Source organism: Cribrihabitans pelagius, from assembly GCF_048820915.1.
GTDB lineage: Bacteria > Pseudomonadota > Alphaproteobacteria > Rhodobacterales > Rhodobacteraceae > Cribrihabitans_A > Cribrihabitans_A pelagius.
In genome coordinates this window covers 128600-146264 of record NZ_JBMERR010000008.1, presented here as the reverse complement: position 1 = coordinate 146264, position 17665 = coordinate 128600, and the positions used below count along the sequence as shown (strand labels likewise).

The 17665-nt window shown below is 66.1% G+C and carries 11 protein-coding genes; 3 read left to right on the top strand and 8 right to left on the bottom strand.

The window, feature by feature from the left end:
* Positions 1 to 105: 105 nt before the first annotated feature.
* The 5 genes from ACOHX0_RS09405 to ACOHX0_RS09385 form a co-directional block, all read right to left on the bottom strand.
* Positions 106 to 1341 (bottom strand): DUF1501 domain-containing protein, encoded by a 1236-nt coding sequence (locus tag ACOHX0_RS09405; RefSeq protein ID WP_420676467.1) that lies wholly within the window; start codon positions 1339 to 1341, stop codon positions 106 to 108.
* A gap of 14 nt (positions 1342 to 1355) precedes the next feature.
* A complete protein-coding gene (locus ACOHX0_RS09400) occupies positions 1356 to 2750 on the bottom strand; it encodes a DUF1800 domain-containing protein (protein WP_420676418.1) in 1395 nt (464 codons plus the stop codon).
* A 268-nt stretch (positions 2751 to 3018) separates the two neighbouring features.
* Positions 3019 to 4797, bottom strand: a complete 1779-nt coding sequence (gene aspS / locus ACOHX0_RS09395) for an aspartate--tRNA ligase (RefSeq protein WP_420676417.1) — start codon at positions 4795 to 4797, stop codon at positions 3019 to 3021.
* Positions 4798 to 5122: 325 nt separating this feature from the next.
* Positions 5123 to 5845, bottom strand: coding sequence for an aminotransferase class IV family protein (locus ACOHX0_RS09390; RefSeq protein WP_420676416.1), 723 nt, complete (start codon positions 5843 to 5845; stop codon positions 5123 to 5125).
* Positions 5758 to 6963, bottom strand: a complete 1206-nt coding sequence (locus ACOHX0_RS09385) for an aminodeoxychorismate synthase component I (protein WP_420676415.1) — start codon at positions 6961 to 6963, stop codon at positions 5758 to 5760. Before ACOHX0_RS09385 ends, ACOHX0_RS09390 begins: the two co-directional genes overlap by 88 nt.
* A gap of 210 nt (positions 6964 to 7173) precedes the next feature.
* Here ACOHX0_RS09385 and carB point away from each other — a divergent pair, with 210 nt between their 5' ends.
* Positions 7174 to 10551 carry a carbamoyl-phosphate synthase large subunit gene (carB, locus tag ACOHX0_RS09380; protein WP_420676414.1) on the top strand — a complete coding sequence of 1126 codons (3378 nt, stop codon included), beginning with the start codon at positions 7174 to 7176 and terminating at the stop codon, positions 10549 to 10551.
* Positions 10552 to 10731: 180 nt separating this feature from the next.
* Positions 10732 to 11412, top strand: a complete 681-nt coding sequence (locus ACOHX0_RS09375; protein WP_420676413.1) for a hypothetical protein — start codon at positions 10732 to 10734, stop codon at positions 11410 to 11412.
* A gap of 372 nt (positions 11413 to 11784) precedes the next feature.
* Here ACOHX0_RS09375 and ACOHX0_RS09370 read toward each other — a convergent pair whose 3' ends face one another.
* From ACOHX0_RS09370 to ACOHX0_RS09360, 3 genes are all read right to left on the bottom strand, one after another.
* A complete protein-coding gene (locus ACOHX0_RS09370) occupies positions 11785 to 14841 on the bottom strand; it encodes an efflux RND transporter permease subunit (RefSeq protein ID WP_420676412.1) in 3057 nt (1018 codons plus the stop codon).
* A 10-nt stretch (positions 14842 to 14851) separates the two neighbouring features.
* Positions 14852 to 15907 carry an efflux RND transporter periplasmic adaptor subunit gene (locus ACOHX0_RS09365; RefSeq protein WP_420676411.1) on the bottom strand — a complete coding sequence of 352 codons (1056 nt, stop codon included), beginning with the start codon at positions 15905 to 15907 and terminating at the stop codon, positions 14852 to 14854.
* Positions 15908 to 16213: 306 nt separating this feature from the next.
* Entirely contained in the window at positions 16214 to 16678 is a 465-nt protein-coding gene (locus ACOHX0_RS09360; RefSeq protein ID WP_420676410.1) for a hypothetical protein, read from the bottom strand.
* Between the two features lie 369 nt (positions 16679 to 17047).
* Between ACOHX0_RS09360 and ACOHX0_RS09355 the strand changes: the two genes are divergently transcribed.
* Positions 17048 to 17650 (top strand): thymidine kinase, encoded by a 603-nt coding sequence (locus ACOHX0_RS09355; RefSeq protein ID WP_420676409.1) that lies wholly within the window; start codon positions 17048 to 17050, stop codon positions 17648 to 17650.
* The last annotated feature ends 15 nt before the right edge of the window (positions 17651 to 17665 follow it).

The window sequence follows — 17665 nt, the reverse complement described above, 5'->3', positions numbered from 1 at the left end:
ACGCAAGCCCCTAGCGAAAACCGATGCTCCAGGCAAATATGCCGGTTCCGCTACAGCGGCCAGAGGCGGCAAAGGGACAGGCCTCCGGCACCGCCCCAGCAAGCGCTACAGCAGCAGACCCGGATCACCCCCCATCGACAGTCCGGGAAACACCTTGCGCTCCAGATCCCCCTGCCCGGCGCCGGCCAGCCCGTGCAGCAGCCAGGCCAGCTGGCGGCGCAGGTCGTCCGTCGGCATCAGGTCGCGGCGGTCGTAGAGATCGGCCTCGGCCAGCCCGGGCCAGCGCCCGAGCACCCGGCCGCCGCGGATCGCGCCGCCTGCCAGCAGCATCGCACCGCCAGTGCCGTGATCGGTGCCGCCGGTGCCGTTCTCGCGCGCGGTTCGGCCGAACTCGGTGACCGCCACAACTGCGGTCTTGCCCCAAACTTCCGGCCCGACGCCGCTCTGCAGGCCCAGGACGGTGTCAGACAACCGGCCCAGGGCCGCCTTCAGCGCGCCCGCCTGGCGGCTGTGCGTGTCCCAGCCGTTGATCGAAAAGGCTGCAATCCGCGTATCGCCGCGCAGCTGCGCGGCGGCGTAGTCCGCCACCTGCTGATGCGCCTTGCCCGGCGGCGCCTGCATCATGCCCATTTGCGCCGCTGCACTCCCTGCGTCCTCCGCGTCCTCCGCGTCCCCGCTTCCGGCGCCGAAGCCGGGATCAGCGCGGGTCAGCTCCAGCGCCTCGTTCAGCGCGGCGTGGAACAGCGGGTCGTCCTCCATCAGCAGCGCCGCCAACCGCTCCGCCTGGGGGCTCATCGCAAGGCTCGCGCCCGGCGCCCATTCCGCCACCGGTGCTGCGCCCTCCAGAAGCAGCATCCGCTCCTGGCCAATCGCAAAGGCGGTGCGCGGCTCGACCCCGGGGATCTGCTGCAGGAAACGGTTCAGCCAGCCGCCATCGGCCTGTCCCAGCCCGGGTGTGCCTGCTTCCAGCAGGTCCTGGCCGTCGAAATGGCTGCGCCGGTCGCGGTAAGGAGTGGAGACCGCCTGCACGAAGCCCAGTTCGCCCTTGCGCCAGAGCGGCATCAGCGGCGCAAGGCCCGGGTGCAGGGCGTAGAAACCGTCCAAGTCCGGGGCGCCCGCGCCTGGTCCGCCCTGCAGCGTCGGGCGCAGGCCTGCGAATTGCGCGTCGCCATAGGGCTGCACCACGTCGAGCGCGTCCATGCCGCCGCGCAGGATGATGACCACCAGGCGGGTATCCCAGGGGGCGGCGGCAAAGCTCACCGGGGTCACAAGGGGGCTCGCCGCCAGTGAGCAGCCAAGGGCGGCGGAGCGGGCAAGCAAGGCACGGCGGGTCAGCTGCATCATCAGAACTCCTGTTACCGGCGCTGAAAGGCGGGCGAAGCCAGGACCAGGCCGACGCCCTCGCTTTCGGTTTCGGCAGCGCGGGCGGCAAACTCCACCCGCGGCGCGGCAAACTGGCCCAGTGCGGCCTGGGCAAAGGCGCGCGGGTCGGGCAGCGGCTCCAGGAGGCGGCGCGGCGCGCTCATGCTCCAGCGCAGCCGCGCGGCCAGCGCCTGCGGGGTGATCCAGGCGCTGTCCGCCTCCGGCCAGCCATCCGGGCCTGAGGAGAATTCCCAGCGCTGCCCCATCACTGCCAGCGGCGCCATCAGGAGCCCGCGCACCTGCCCTGGGTTCAGCGCCCCCAATTCGCGCTCGGATACGCCCAAGGCGCGGCAGGCCGAGGCGATGAAGCCGAAGGGCGGCTTCACGTTGGCAAGCTCCGGCTGCCAAGCTGCGGGATGTTCCAGCATCGCGGCATAGACCTGCGCGAGGTCGCCGCCGGTGTCCAGGTAGCGGGTCTCCAGATGCTGAACCAGCGCCTCGGGCGGCTGGTCGGACAGGAAATGCACCGCAATCTTCCGCGCCAGGTGGCGGGCAGTGGCAGGGTGGCGGGCGAGGCCGCGCAGTGCTTCCAGCACCTGCTCCAGCCGCGGCCGGCCGCCGCCATAGCTCTGCCCCAGAACGGTTTCCGCCCCCGGCTCTGCCATGCCCGGCTGGTAGCGAAAGCCGTCCTTCACGGTGTAGGTCAGCCCGGTGAACAGCTCCGCCAGCTGGCGCACATCGGTTTGGGTATAAGGTCCGCCCACGCCCAGCGTATGCAGCTCCAGCACCTCGCGTGCCAGATTCTCGTTCAATCCGGCGGCGCGGCCCGAACGGCCTGCGCGGTCTGCCCGGCGGCTGCCCGGCCCGGCCGAGCGGTTCTGATCCAGGTAGTGCAGCATCAAGGGGCTGGTGACGGCGGCGGTCAGCATGTCTTCGAACCGGCCGGACAGGTGCGGACGGATCACGGTTTCGGCGTAAGGTGCCGCGAGGTGGCGGAACGCGCCGGACTTGCCCTGCGCAGTGAAGTGGTCGGCCCAGAACAGCGCCAGCCGCTCGCGGAACCCGTCTTCGGTGCGGCACCAGCGCAACAGGCGCTGGCGGTGCCAGTCCAGCCGCAGGCGCCCCTGTTTGCGGCGGACGGTGCGATAGGCTTTTTCCGCGGCCTCATACCCCGGCTGGCCGCGCAGCTTGTTCTTCTGCCGCCGCAGCCGGATGAACTCCCTGCTGGTCTCCAAGGCCGTGCCGAAGCTCAGCACCGGGAAGCGCTCCGCCATACGGTCCGGCCCTTGCAGCAGCGCCAGCATGGCACCAGCCGAAACGGGCGGTGCGATGGCAGGCGACAGGCCGGTGCCAAACCGGATCGCGGCCAGTTCCGCGTTGTAAGCCATTGTTCCGCTCTCCCTTGCCGCAGTCTGCGCGTGAGCAGCCTAGCGCATCGCCTCTTTGCTCCACAGCGCAATCTCTGGTGATACGCAGAATGCCGCCGCTTCCGTCGCAGTTTGGCGCAGCCGTTTTCCGGCACGGAAAACGGGACGGAAAACACCGTGTTTTCCGGGCCGGAATTTTTGAAAATTCCGGCGCCTGCGGCGGACGGATACAGAAAAGGCCCGGGCCTTGCGGGCCCGGGCCTGAAGCGATTGCTGTCTGCTGCAGAACTTACTGGTCCTGGGGGATCACCCGCAGGTTCAGCTCCATCAGCTGTTCCGGCGCCGGCTCGGAGGGCGCGTTCATCATCAGATCCTCGGCACGCTGGTTCATCGGGAACATGATGACCTCGCGGATGTTGGCCTCATCCGCCAGCAGCATCACCATCCGGTCGATGCCAGCCGCGCAGCCGCCGTGCGGCGGCGCGCCGTACTGGAACGCGTTGACCATGCCGCCAAAGCGCTTCTTGACTTCGTCCTCGCCATACCCGGCGATTTCAAAGGCCTTGAACATGATCTCCGGCTTGTGGTTCCGGATCGCGCCGGAGACCAGCTCATAGCCGTTGCAAGCCAGGTCGTACTGGTAGCCGGTCACCGCCAGCGGATCGCCCTCCAGCGCCTCCATGCCGCCCTTGGGCATCGAGAACGGGTTGTGGTCGAAGTCCAGCTTCCCGCTCTCCTCGTCCTCCTGGTAGATCGGGAAATCCACGATCCAGGCAAATGCGAAGCGGTCCTTTTCGGTGAGGCCCAGCTCCTCGCCGATCACCACGCGCGCCTTGCCCGCCACGGTTTCGAAACTCTTCGGCTTGCCGCCGAGGAAGAAGGCCGCGTCGCCGACGCCCAGGCCGAGCTGCTGGCGGATCGCTTCGGTGCGCTCGGGCCCGATGTTCTTGGCCAGCGGGCCGGCCGCTTCCATGCCCTCTGTGCCTTCGCGCCAGAAGATGTAGCCCATGCCCGGCAAGCCTTCCTTCTGGGCAAAGGCGTTCATCCGGTCGCAGAACTTGCGCGAGCCGCCCTTGGGCGCCGGGATGGCGCGGATTTCGGTGCCGTCCTGCTCCAGCAGCTTGGCAAAGATCGCAAAGCCCGAGCCGCGGAAATGCTCGGAGACCACTTGCATCTTGATCGGGTTCCTGAGGTCCGGCTTGTCGGTGCCATACCACAGCGCCGCATCGCGGTAGGAGATCTGCGGCCACTCCTGGTCCACCTTGCGGCCGCCGCCGAACTCCTCGAACACGCCCTTCATCACCGGCTCGATGGTGTCAAAAACATCCTGCTGGGTGACGAACGACATCTCCATGTCAAGCTGGTAGAAGTCGGTCGGGGAGCGGTCGGCGCGCGGATCCTCGTCGCGGAAGCAGGGCGCGATCTGGAAATACTTGTCAAAGCCCGAGACCATCATCAGCTGCTTGAACTGCTGCGGCGCCTGCGGCAGGGCGTAGAACCTGCCCGGGTGCAGGCGCGAGGGCACCAGGAAGTCGCGCGCGCCTTCAGGCGACGACGCGGTGATGATCGGGGTCTGGTATTCATTGAAGCCGATGTCCCACATACGGCGCCGGATCGAGGCCACCATGTTGGAGCGCAGGAGCATGTTCTTCTGCATCTTCTCGCGGCGCAGGTCCAGGTAGCGGTAGCGCAGGCGGGTCTCCTCGGGGTATTCCTGATCGCCGAAGACCATCAGCGGCAGTTCCTCGGACTTGCCCAGAACCTCAAGGTCGCGGATGAACACCTCGATCTCACCGGTCGGGATCTTCGGGTTCACCAGGCTTTCGTCGCGCGCTTTCACCTCGCCATCGATACGGATGCACCATTCGCTGCGGACCTTCTCGATCGCGGCGAACACCGGGCTGTCCGGGTCCGCCATCACCTGGGTCATGCCGTAGTGGTCGCGCAGGTCGATGAACAGGAGGCCGCCGTGGTCGCGGACGCGGTGGACCCAGCCCGACAGGCGGACGGTTTCGCCGACGTTGGATTTGGTCAGTTCGGCGCAGGTATGGCTGCGGTAAGCGTGCATGGGGTGACCTTTCGCTATACGGGTCGATTGTTCGGGCAGGCCGCGAACCGACAGCCTTCGGGGGCGCTGGCGCGGCGTGAAATACGTCCGGGCCGATACACAAGGTTGCGGCTCGCTTGTCAAGCAAACTGGGCGATTCCGCCACGCTTGGCGGCTGGTTCGGGCCGGGCCCGGCTGCGGCGCGAAGGCGAGCGGCGGGCAGGTCCAGCGGGCGCGGAACCGCGGCTGATCCGGCAAACGGGGGCGGCTCCCGCAGCCTGCCGCGTCCTGCCGCTGCCCGGCGCCAGCGGGGCTGCGCGCGCCCGCGGGAGACGCCCGGCTGGCGTTAGCGGTGACCCTGAAGCTCTCGGAAGACCGCGCAATCTTCGCGCCAGACGGCCGGGATCGCGCCGCGCAAGGCATTGGTGAGCCAGATGCGGGACGCCCCGGCCAGATCCGCGGGGCTCAACACCGCTTCGCGCAAGGTTCCGGCGTCGAGACAGCTTTGCCGGTAGACGCCGGGCAGACAGCCCGAGGCAAGCGGCGGAGTCAGCCGCGTGCCCTCTGGAGTGGCGGCAATGATATTGGTGATCGTGCCCTCACAGACCTCGCCGCGGGTGTTGAGAAAGACCATCTCCTCCACGCCGCCGGGCAACCCAGCCCGCACCCGGTCGTAAAGCGCGCGGCGGCTGGTCTTGTGGCGCAGGAAGGGGTCCGCGGGGTCGAGCCGTTCGGCCGCGATGGCAAAGCGCCAGCGGCTCGCTGCGGCGGGCATCGGCGCGGTTTCCAATGCCAGTGTGCCGTCCGGGGCCAGTGTCATCCGGCAGCGCAGCGGGGCCTCGCCTTCCACCGACGCCACCCGCGCCCGCGCCGCCGCCGGGTCGAACGGAATAGCGAACTCAGTCGCCGAGGCGGCCATCCGCGCGAAGTGCAGGCCCGCCCGCGCGATGCCCTCTCCGGGTATCCAGGCGAAGGTCTCGATCAGGCGGAAAGCTGGATCCGTGCCGATGGCATTCCGGCCGCCGGGGTTCCTCCGTCCGGTGCCATCTGGGCAAAGCGGGCTTTCCATAGCGCCTCCTCATATTCCGATGCGGCGGTGCTGTCCCAGACCACGCCGCCGCCCACGTTCAGCGTCGCGCGCCCTTCCTCCAGCATCAGCGTGCGGATCGCCACGTTGAACTCGGACGATCCGTCCGGCGCGGCCCAGCCGATGCTGCCGCAATAAATCTCGCGCGGCCAGGGCTCGAGCCCGGCGAGGATCTGCATCGCGCGGATCTTGGGCGCGCCCGTAATCGAGCCGCAGGGGAACAGCGCCGCGAAAATCTCCGCAAGGCCAATCCCGGGACGCAGCTGCGCCGCCACCCGCGACACCATCTGGTGCACGGTGGCGTAGCTTTCCACCGCAAACAGCTCCGGCACATGCACCGATCCGGTTTCGGCCAGCCGCGAGATGTCGTTGCGCAGAAGATCGACGATCATCAGGTTCTCGGCGCGGTTCTTTTCGTCCTGGCGCAGGAAATCGCGGCGGCGGGCGTCCTCTGCCGGGTCGGCGCTGCGCGGCTGGGTGCCTTTCATCGGGCGGGTCTCGATGCGGCCTGCAGCATCGGTGCGGAAGAACAATTCCGGTGAACGCGACAGGATGTCCGGCAAGCCTTCCTGCTCGATCAGCGCGCCATGGCCGACGGCCTGCTTGGCTTGAAGCGCGGCATAGAGCGCGCCGGCAGAGCCATGGGCTTCCGCATCGATCGGGAACGTCAGGTTGGCCTGGTAGATGTCGCCCTTGCCGATGTTGCGGTTCACCTCGGCGAAGGCTTCGGCGTAGCGGTCTTCGCTCCAGCGGGGGGTGATGCCTTTTAGCCCTGGTTCGCCCGGCGGCACGCCAGGCAGCGCCCGGACGCTGCCCTCTGTACTGTTTGGCGGCGTATTGTTTGGCGGCTCCTGATAAACCCCAAAGCACAGAAGCGGCAGCCGGCGCTCTTTGGGCATCAGCGCCGCCAGCTTCGGCTCCAGCACATAGCCCAGCTCGTAGGTGGCATAGCCCGCCAGCCAGTACCCCTCGGCGCGTGCCTTATCCAGCGCGGCCAGCGCACCCGGCACCTCCTGCGGCTCTGCTGCCTGGATCAGGCGCAGCGGCTGGCTGAAACATGTGCCCGGCCCTGCCGGCCCCTGGTCAAAGCGAATCCGCACCGCCACCTCCATAACATCCAGGATGGAGGTATAACCGTTCGCATTGCGAACAAAAGGGGGCGAAGCGGCATTTCCGGCGCCGTTTCCGATCCCCCTTGAACCTTTCGCGCCCATCCCTATAAAGCAGGACAATTTGGGCGCCCGCCCGCGCCCGAAAGTCACGTCATCTGTCCACGTCAGCAGCGCGCGCAAAACCGAAGGAAAACGGCCATGCCTAAGAGAACCGACATCCAGTCGATCATGATCATTGGAGCGGGGCCGATCGTGATCGGCCAGGCCTGCGAGTTCGACTACTCCGGCGCCCAAGCCTGCAAGGCGCTGCGCGAGGAAGGTTACCGGGTCATTCTGGTGAACTCCAACCCGGCCACCATCATGACCGATCCGGGCCTCGCTGATGCCACCTACATCGAGCCGATCACCCCCGAGGCGGTTGCCAAGATCATTGAAAAGGAGCGCCCCGACGCGCTGCTGCCGACCATGGGCGGGCAGACCGGGCTCAACACCTCGCTGGCGCTTGAGGAAATGGGCGTGCTGGAGAAATTCGGAGTCGAAATGATCGGCGCCAAGCGCGACGCTATCGAGATGGCCGAGGACCGCAAACTGTTCCGCGAGGCGATGGACCGGCTTGGCCTGGAAAACCCGCGCGCCACCATCGTCACGGCGCCGAAGAAGGCCAATGGCAGCGCTGATCTGGAAGCGGGCGTGCAGATGGCGCTGGCGGAGCTGGACGAAATCGGCCTGCCCGCGATCATCCGCCCGGCCTTCACGCTCGGCGGCACCGGCGGCGGCGTGGCCTACAACCGCGAGGACTACATCCATTTCTGCCGCTCCGGCATGGATGCCTCGCCGGTGAACCAGATCCTGGTCGACGAAAGCCTCCTGGGCTGGAAAGAATACGAAATGGAGGTGGTCCGCGACAAGGCGGACAACGCGATCATCGTCTGCTCGATCGAGAACATCGACCCGATGGGTGTGCACACCGGCGATTCCATCACCGTGGCGCCCGCGCTGACGCTGACCGACAAGGAATACCAGATGATGCGCACCGCCTCGATTGCGGTGCTGCGCGAGATCGGGGTGGAAACCGGCGGCTCCAACGTGCAGTGGGCGGTCAACCCCGCAGACGGCCGCATGGTGGTGATCGAGATGAACCCGCGCGTCAGCCGCTCCTCGGCGCTGGCCTCCAAGGCGACCGGTTTCCCGATTGCCAAGATCGCCGCCAAGCTGGCGGTGGGCTACACGCTCGATGAGCTGGACAACGACATCACCAAGGTGACGCCCGCGTCGTTTGAACCGTCGATCGACTATGTCGTCACAAAGATCCCGAAATTCGCCTTCGAAAAGTTCCCCGGCGCCGAACCTTACCTGACCACCGCGATGAAATCGGTGGGTGAGGCGATGGCGATTGGCCGCACCATCCACGAGTCGCTGCAAAAGGCGCTGGCGTCGATGGAATCCGGCCTCACCGGCTTTGACGAGGTGACCATCCCCGGCGTGAGCGTGGGCCATTGGGACGCGGTTGGCGCGGAAGACAAGGCCGCCGTGATCAAGGCGATCAGCCAGCAGACCCCGGACCGGATGCGCACCATTGCCCAGGCCATGCGGCACGGGCTGAGCGACGATGAGATTCACGCCGTCACCAAGTTCGATCCCTGGTTCCTGGCCCGCATCCGCGAGATCGTCGAGGCCGAGGCCGAACTGCGCAGGACCGGCCTGCCGCTGCGCGAGGACGGTCTGCGCGCGCTCAAGATGCTGGGCTTCACCGATGCCCGCCTCGGCAAGCTCACGGGGCGCGACGAGGACAACGTGCGCCGCGCCCGCCAGAACCTCGGCGTCAACGCGGTGTTCAAGCGCATCGACACCTGTGCTGCCGAGTTCGAGGCGCAGACCCCCTACATGTACTCGACCTACGAGGCCCCGGCCTTTGGCGAAGTGGAATGCGAATCGCGTCCCTCGGACCGCAAGAAGGTCGTGATCCTCGGCGGCGGGCCGAACCGGATCGGCCAGGGCATCGAGTTCGACTACTGCTGCTGCCACGCCTGTTTCGCGCTGACCGATGCGGGCTTTGAGACCATCATGATCAACTGCAACCCGGAGACGGTGTCGACCGATTATGACACCTCCGACCGGCTGTATTTCGAACCGCTCACCTTCGAGCACGTGATGGAGATCCTGCGGGCAGAGCAGCAGAACGGCACCCTGCATGGCGTCATCGTGCAGTTCGGCGGCCAGACCCCGCTGAAGCTGGCCGATGCATTGCAGGACGAAGGCATCCCGATCCTCGGCACCTCTCCCGACGCCATCGACCTGGCCGAGGACCGCGAGCGGTTCCAGGACCTGGTCAACAAGCTGGGGCTGAAGCAGCCGAAGAACGGCATTGCCTCCACCGACGCGCAGGCGCTTGAAATTGCAGAAGACATCGGCTTCCCGCTGGTGATCCGCCCGTCCTACGTGCTGGGCGGCCGCGCGATGGAGATCGTGCGCGACATGGATCACCTGAAACGCTACATCAGCGAAGCTGTGGTGGTCTCCGGCGATAGCCCGGTGCTTCTCGACAGCTACCTCTCCGGTGCGGTGGAACTGGATGTGGACGCGATCTGCGACGGCACCGATGTGCATGTGGCGGGCATCATGCAGCACATCGAAGAAGCCGGCGTGCATTCGGGCGACAGCGCCTGCTCGCTGCCGCCCTACTCGCTGGATGCCGCCATCATCGCGGAAATCAAGGAGCAGACCCGCGCGCTCGCCAAGGCGCTGAACGTAGTGGGCCTGATGAACGTGCAGTTCGCGATCAAGGCAAACGACGAGGGCAAGGAAGAGATCTTCCTGATCGAGGTCAACCCGCGCGCCTCGCGCACCGTGCCGTTTGTCGCCAAGGCCACCGACAGCGCCATCGCCTCCATCGCCGCGCGGGTGATGGCGGGCGAGCCGCTGTCGAACTTTCCGCAACGTCCGCCCTACGGGCCCGATGCAGGTTATGACGTCAACACCCCGATCGCCGATCCGATGACACTGGCCGACCCCGACATGCCCTGGTTCTCGGTCAAGGAGGCGGTGCTGCCCTTTGCCCGCTTCCCGGGTGTCGACACCATCCTCGGACCCGAAATGCGCTCCACCGGCGAGGTCATGGGCTGGGACCGCTCCTTTGCCCGCGCCTTTTTGAAGGCGCAGATGGGGGCGGGCATGGTGCTGCCCTCCGAAGGCCGCGCCTTCATCTCGATCAAGGATGCCGACAAAGGCCGGCTGATGCTGGAGGCCGCACAGATCCTGGTCGGGCAGGGCTTCACCCTGGTCGCCACCCGCGGCACCCAGGCGTGGCTCGAAGGCCAGGGCGTGCCGTGCGAGCTGGTCAACAAGGTCTACGAAGGCCGGCCGCATGTGGTGGACATGCTGAAAGACGGCACCGTTCAGCTCCTGATGAACACCACCGAAGGCGCGCAGGCGGTCGAGGACAGCAAAGAAATGCGTTCGGTCGCGCTGTATGACAAGATCCCCTATTTCACCACGGCCGCCGGCGCCAATGCCGCCGCCCGCGCGATCAAGGCGCAGGCCGAGGGTGAAATCGAGGTGAAATCGCTGCAAGGTTGAATCCCCTGCCCCGCAGGTGGAAAGAGTGACGGCAGTCAAAGCCCCGGGCGCGTGTCCCGGGGCTTTTTGCATTGGCAGCCTCCGGCAGAGGCAATTTCGCTTGCAAATTGATAATGATTCTCATTATCACTATTGCGCACCACCGGCGCCGTTGCCGCAGAGAATCCCCAAAGGCCATCCATGTATCCAACTGTTCTCTCCGACCTCATTCAAAGCGACCCAGCCGCCAGCACGCGCAGCGTCCTGCGCTTCCTCCACTTTGTGGGGCTGGCGGCCGGGCTGGGCGGGGCGACGCTTCTGGACCTGATGCTGCTGCGCTTTGCCATCCTGCGGCATGTTTCGCCCGACACCGCGGCCTTTGCCGTCTTTGCTTCCAAGGTCATCGGCGCGGGGCTGAAACTGCTTTGGCTGACCGGCGCAGGGTTCCTTTTCCTCTATGCGCTGACCGAGCCCGAAAAGCTTGCCAACCCCAAGGTGCATGCGAAGCTTCTGATCGTCGCCGTGCTCACCCTCAACGGCGGCATCATTCACCTGATGATCCTGCCCTTCCTGCAGCGGCAAACCGGCCGTTCCCTGTTTGAGGGCACCGCGCCCTGGCAGCGCGGCTGCTTCCTTGCATCCGGCGCGGTCTCGGTGGTGTCGTGGTACATGCCCGCAGCGCTTGGAGTGTTCTGGCAGCTCAACCACACCGTGCCCGCAGAAACGATATTGCTGGCCTATCTCGCGCTGGTGGCCTTGGCGCTGGCGGTGATGCTGGCTGCAGCTGGCGGATTTGCCCTGGCGGGGCAAAACGGCCTTGGCAGCCGGAGAGGCAGGCCCGCGCCGAACCCGGCCGGAAGGGGGGCAGAACAACGGGGATAACAGCCCGGAGAATTCTGCCTAAACTTTCAGGACCCGGCGATTGCACGCCCTGCTTCGCCGCGGCACAATTACGCGGAACGTGCAGCAAAATGGAGCGCCCGATGCGCCTGATCCTTCCCTTTCTCGGACTTCTGGCCCTCTCCGCCTGCGGCGTGCCGCTGATACCGTTTATCTGAGGCGGGTCGCCTGCGCGCAGCGGGAAACAGCCCCGGATGCCGCCAGCGCGGGACAAGGCCGAAGACCGCCGCGCATCGCCGGCGCGCGCCCAAGCGGCGGCAATGCGCAGCTCCGCTCTCCTTCGGCTGGCTGGCTATTCAGTAGTCCGGCAAGCCGCCGGCAGGCCTCCCGCAGCAGGAGGCCTGCCAATCACTTTCAGGCCGTGGCGAGCTCCGCCTGCACCTTCTCCCGTTTTTCGTCGCGGCCGAAGAAGATCAGGTAGAACACCGGCGCCGCCACCAGCGTCAGCACGGTGGCAAAAGCCAGCCCGCCCATGATCGTCACCGCCATCGACACGAAGAAGGCATCGGTGAGCAGGGGCGCCATGCCGAGGATCGTGGTCACTGCCGCCAGCATCACCGGCCGCAGACGCGACACCGATGCTTCCACGATGGCCTCGCGCAGCGGCACGCCAGTGGCACGCACCAGGTCGATCTCCTCGACCAGCACGATGCCGTTCTTGATCAGCATGCCCGAGAGGCTCAGCAGCCCCAGGAGCGCGGTGAAGGTGAACGGCAGGCCGGTGCCCAAAAGCCCGATCACCACGCCGTTGACCGACATTGGCACCAGGAGCCAGATGATCACCGGCTGGCGGATCGCGTTGAACAGCAGCACCGAGATCAGCACCATAATCAAGAGCGTCACCGGCAGCTGCTTGCCGAGGCTGGCGTTGGCATCCGCCGAATCCTCGTGCTCGCCGCCCCATTCCATCCGGTAGCCGGGCGGGATATGCATCTCCTCGATGCTGCCGCGCACCTGGGCAAAGACAGTGGCCGCGGTCAGGTGGGGCGGAATGTCGGCGCCCACGGTCAGCGTTGGCACCCGGTCGCGGCGGTGCACCAGCGTGTTCTCCACCGCCACATCGACGCCATCGATCATCTGCTCCAGCGGAACAAACTGACCCGAAGAGCTGGCATAGACCACCTGGTCCATGATGTTGTAGCGGCCATCGCGCGGGCGGCGCACGATGATCGGAATCAGCCGGTCGCGCTCGCGGAACACCCCGGCGCGCACGCCGTCGGTGGAAAACTGGAGCGTATCCGCGATGTTTTCCCGGGTGACGCCCGCGGTCTGGGCGCGGTCGGTGGCGTAAACCGGCTTCAGCACCAGCTCCTGCTCGCGCCAGTCGTGCCGCACGCTCAGGATATCGTCGGAGGCCGCCTCCAGCCGGGTCATCGCCTCCGCGCCCAGCTGGCGCAGCACCGCAGGGTCGGGGCCGGAAAAGCGCACCTGGATCGGATCGCCGCCGCCGGGGCCGAAGACCAGCCGCTTGGTGCGGAACTCGCCTTCGGGGAAGCGGGCCTGGCCGAAGGCTTCCAACTCGGACTGCAGCTGCGGGATCGCCTCCAGTCCCGGGGTGCGGATGATCATGTGGCCGTAGCTGGGGTTTGCCTTCTCCGCCGAGTAGGTCAGCATGAAGCGCGTCGCCCCCTGCCCCACAAAGGAAGCCACCGAGACCACATCCTCCCGCTCGGCCAGCCATTCCTCGAACACCTTCAGATGTTCCGAGGTGGTCTGGATCGAAGTGCCCTGCGGCAGCTTGTAATGCACAAAGAACAAAGGTGTGTTGGAGTTCGGGAAGAACTGCTGCTTGACCATGCCGAAGCCGGCAAAGCACAGGACGGTGACACCGATGAGCCCGGCCACGACCAGCCAGCGCAGCTTCAGCGACAGCCGCAGCAGCTTGCCGTAAATGCGGAACAGGATGCCGCCGTAGGCGTCCTGGCCGCCCTCCTTTCCCTGCTTGAAGAAGTAATGGCCCAGAAGCGGCGTCACCGTCAGCGCCAGCAGCCAGCTCAGCAGCAGCGAGATCGCGATCACCGCAAACAGCGAGAACAGGAACTCGCCCGCGGAATCCGGGCTGAGGCCGATGCCCGCAAAGGCCATGATGCCAATCACCGTCGCGCCCAGAAGCGGGATCTGGGTCTTGGAGGCCGCATCATGCGCCGCCTCGCGCGATGCCTTGCCGCGCAACATGGAGATCTGCATGCCTTCGGCGACCACGATGGCATTGTCGACCAGCATCCCCATCGCGATGATCAGCGCACCGAGCGAGATCCGCTCCATCTCGATCGAGAAGAAGTTCATGAACATCAGCGTGCCTACCACGGTCAGGAGCAGCGTGGAGCCGACCACGATAGCGGCGCGCCAGCCCATGAAGACCGCCAGCACCACCACCACGATGGTGACGGACATGGCGAGGTTCACCAGGAAGTCGTTGGAGGCTTGCTCCACCACCACATGCTGCTGGTAGACCGGCTTCAGCTCGACGCCATAGGGGATCTGACTGTCCAGCTCCGCCAGCTTGGCATCAACGCGTTTGCCGACCTCAACGATGTTTTCGGTCGCCAGACCCGCAATGCCGAGGGTGAAGGCCTCGGTGCCGTCGTAGCGGATGATCAGGTCGGGGTCGTCGATGCGGCCGCGGTGAACGCTGGCCATGTCGATCACGTTGACAACCTCGCCCTGCGAGCCGATCGAGAGGCCCGCAATTTCGGACACCGAGTCCGAGCCTTCGGGCGCGTTGATGCGGGTGTCCGACGTTCCCGCCTCCAGCGAGCCCGCCGGCCGGACCGAGTTCGCAGTGGCCAGCGCAGTGCCCACCGAGGTCACGGGAATGTTCTGGTTCACCAGGATCGGCAGGTCCGGCTCTACAAAGACCGCCTCCTGCGGCAGGCCCGCGACCTCAACGTCGGCAACACCGTCCACGGCCAGCACCTCGCGGCGCAGGAAGGTGGCAAGCTCGTGCTTTTCGGCGTCGCTGTAGCCCTCGGCGGTGACCGCGTAGAACAGGCCGAAGACATCGCCGAAGCCATCGTTCACGAAAGGCTCGCTGACACCATCGGGCAGGTTGCGGGCGGCGTCGCGCACCTTGGCGCGCAGCTTGGTCCAGATTTCCGGCAGCTCCCCGCCATCGTAGATGTCCTTCATCTCGACTTCGATCAGCGAGCGGCCAGGCTGGTTGATCGAGGTGATGAGCTTCACCTCGCCCATCTTCTGGATCGCCGATTCCAGCGGTTCGGAAACCTCAAGCGCCACCTGTTCCGCACTGGCACCGGGGTATTGCGTGGCGATCACCGCCTGTTTGATGGTGAAGGCCGGGTCTTCCAGCCGGCCGAGGTTCAGAAACCCCCAGATGCCGCCAAACAGCGCGGCGAGGATGATGAGCCAGGTATAGAGCGGCCGGTTGATGGAGGCGCGTGCAATGTCCATGATCCGTGCCTCAGTTGCCGAAGCCGCGGAAGCGGGTAACCGCCTGGCCGTCCTTCAGCGCACTGCCGCCGGTCAGCACGACTTCCTCGCCGCCGCTGAGCCCCTCGGCCACGCGGAAATCGCCATACTGGGTGGCCTCCACTTCGACGGGCTGCCAGGCCACAGTGCCGGTACCGGCGCCGGCTTCTTCGTCTGCGGCATTGAAGACCATCACGCCGGTGTTGCCTTCGGGTGAGATCACCAGCGCCGTAGCGGGCAGGCGGATTGCCTGAATGCCTGTGTCCACCGTCACTGTGACGGTGGCGGAGGCGCCGGGCAGAATCTGCCGTTCCTCGGGCGGGTCGAGCCGGAAGGTGACCCGGTAGGTCTGGCCGACGCTGCTCGCCTCGGCATCGAATTCCAGGATCTCCAGCGGGTATTCGCCGGGCTGGCCGGGGAAGGTCGCAAAAATCCGCGCCACATCGCTTTCGTCGGCGCGCTGGAACAGGATTTCCGGCACATCCACCTCGATATGCAGTTCCGACAGATCATGCAGCCGCACGATCGGGGTGCCGGCGCTGACGGTGGCGAACTGCTCGGCCTCGCGGCTGGAGACCAGCGCATCAAACGGCGCATTCAGCGTGGCGTGCTCCAGCGCGTATTCCGCATCCCGCAGCGCAACGCGGGCGAGTCCGGCCTCGGTTTCGGCATCGTCAATGGAGACCTGGCTCACGGTGCCGGTCAGCTTCTCCAGCCGCGCCACGGTGCGGTCGGCCTGGGCCTTCTGCAGCTGCGCCTGTTCCAGCTTCAGCTCGAAAGGCTCAAGGTCCAGTTCCGCGATCAGTGCGCCCTTGGGCACAATGCTGCCCTCGGTCACCGGGAATTTGAGGATCTGCCCGCCCACCTGAAATGCGAGGTCCACCGTCTGCTTGGCAGCCACCTGGCCGAAGAACTGCCGCTCCATCTGCGCCGCGCCGGAAGCGGTCTGGATCAGCTTCACCGGCTTTGGCGCATCCTGCGCCTGCGCCGCGCCCTGGCCCAGCTGTAACAGCGCCGCAAAAGCGGTCAGGAGTGGTATCAATCGCATTCTCTCTCTCCTTCTCCGACGGTGCCGGCCGGAAATTGGCCGCCTGGTGCCGCGATGCCTGCTGGGCAAGGGGACCCAGGGCGGTGCCTATACACCGGTTCGCCTGAATTCCCTGTGACAAAGATTACATTTGCCGCCGTCCAGCAGTGGAACCTCACGTAAATATATGCGCCGGGGCCAAAAAAACGAAAAGCGCGGTGCCAGGGGCAACCGCGCCGCATCGTGAGAGGCGAAAAACTCAACCTCTCATTGAGGCGTTTCCGCTGCTTTGCCGTAGAGGCGGGCCCGCATTGCGGTCCAGGCCGGTCAGGCGCTTTCCTCTTCCAGGTGCAGCTTCATGTCCAGCAGGACCTGCTGCAGAAGCACGGTTTCCCGCAATAGCCGTTTGGCCTCGTTCACGGTGATGATGCCGTCCGCAATCGCCGCCTGGTATTCGCTCATCAGTTGGGCAAAGCGCTGGCTCAGCGCGATCACGTCGGCATTAACCCCGCCGCTGCGCCCGGCCTCTGACGCGGTGCCGTTGCCGTTGTAGGACAGCGTGATGTTCTTCAGCTCGGCCAGCGCCGAGGTCACATGCGGATAGGAGGCCGCGCCCTCCAGCCGGGCCACCGCATCCACGGGGATGAAGCGGTCGGCGTGTTCGTCGTTTTCGGAATAATAGCGCCCCAGCGTTGCCTTGGATTTGCCGGTGATCTGACAGGCGGCTTCGATGCCCACGTCCTTCACCAGCGCCTCTGTATGTTGTTTCAGATAAGTGCCAATGTCTGCCATTGAATTCCTGCTTGGTATGCGTGCCCCGCCCGCTATGGGGAACGGAGCTTAATAATTCCCATGCCAAAGTTGTAAGGGAATTGCGAAACCTTATCCATCCCTAAGGGTTCCGGGGACCTAGCGAGTGCCGTGATACCTTCCGCACTAATTATGTGGTGCCTGCCGCAACGAGTGAGTGACGTTGCGCGGAGGGGGCAATTGATCTGCCCGGAAACTGCGCTCGCCGGGGGATGTCAGCGGCCGCACGCGGGGTATTTCGCCCCTGCCGTTGCTGCCCCGGCGGGCCTTCTGCAACGCCCCTGCAACAGCGGCCGGTGCCGGCCCGGTTTGAGGTTTCCCTTGCCGCCCCCAGCGGCTAAACCCGCGGCCATGGCGAAACTCTATTTCCACTACTCCACCATGAACGCGGGCAAGTCGACGGTGCTGCTGCAAGCCTCGCACAACTACCGCGAAAATGACATGGAGACCTACCTGCTGACCGCCCAGCTCGACAACCGCGCCGGGCCGGGCCGGATTGCGTCGCGCATCGGCATCGGTGAGCGCGCCGATACCTTTGCCGAGGGCGACGATCTCTTTGCCCGCATCCAAGCGCGGCTGGCGCGCGGGGCAGTGGCGGCAATCTTCGTCGACGAGGCGCAGTTCCTGACGCCGGAGCAGGTCTGGCAGCTGGCGCGCGTGGTGGATGACCTGCGGGTGCCGGTGCTGGCCTTCGGGCTCAGGGTGGATTTCCAGGGCAAGCTGTTTCCCGGCTCGGCGACGCTGCTGGCGCTGGCCGACGAGATGCGCGAGGTGCGCACCATCTGCCACTGCGGCAAGAAAGCCACGATGGTGGTGCGCCAGGACGGCGAGGGCCGGGTGCTGACCGAGGGCGACCAGGTGCAGATCGGCGGCAACGAGACCTATGTGTCGCTCTGCCGCCGCCATTGGCGCCAGGCGGTTGGCGACCTGCCCGAGGGCGGCGCCAGCGGGTAAGCGGCACTGCGGATT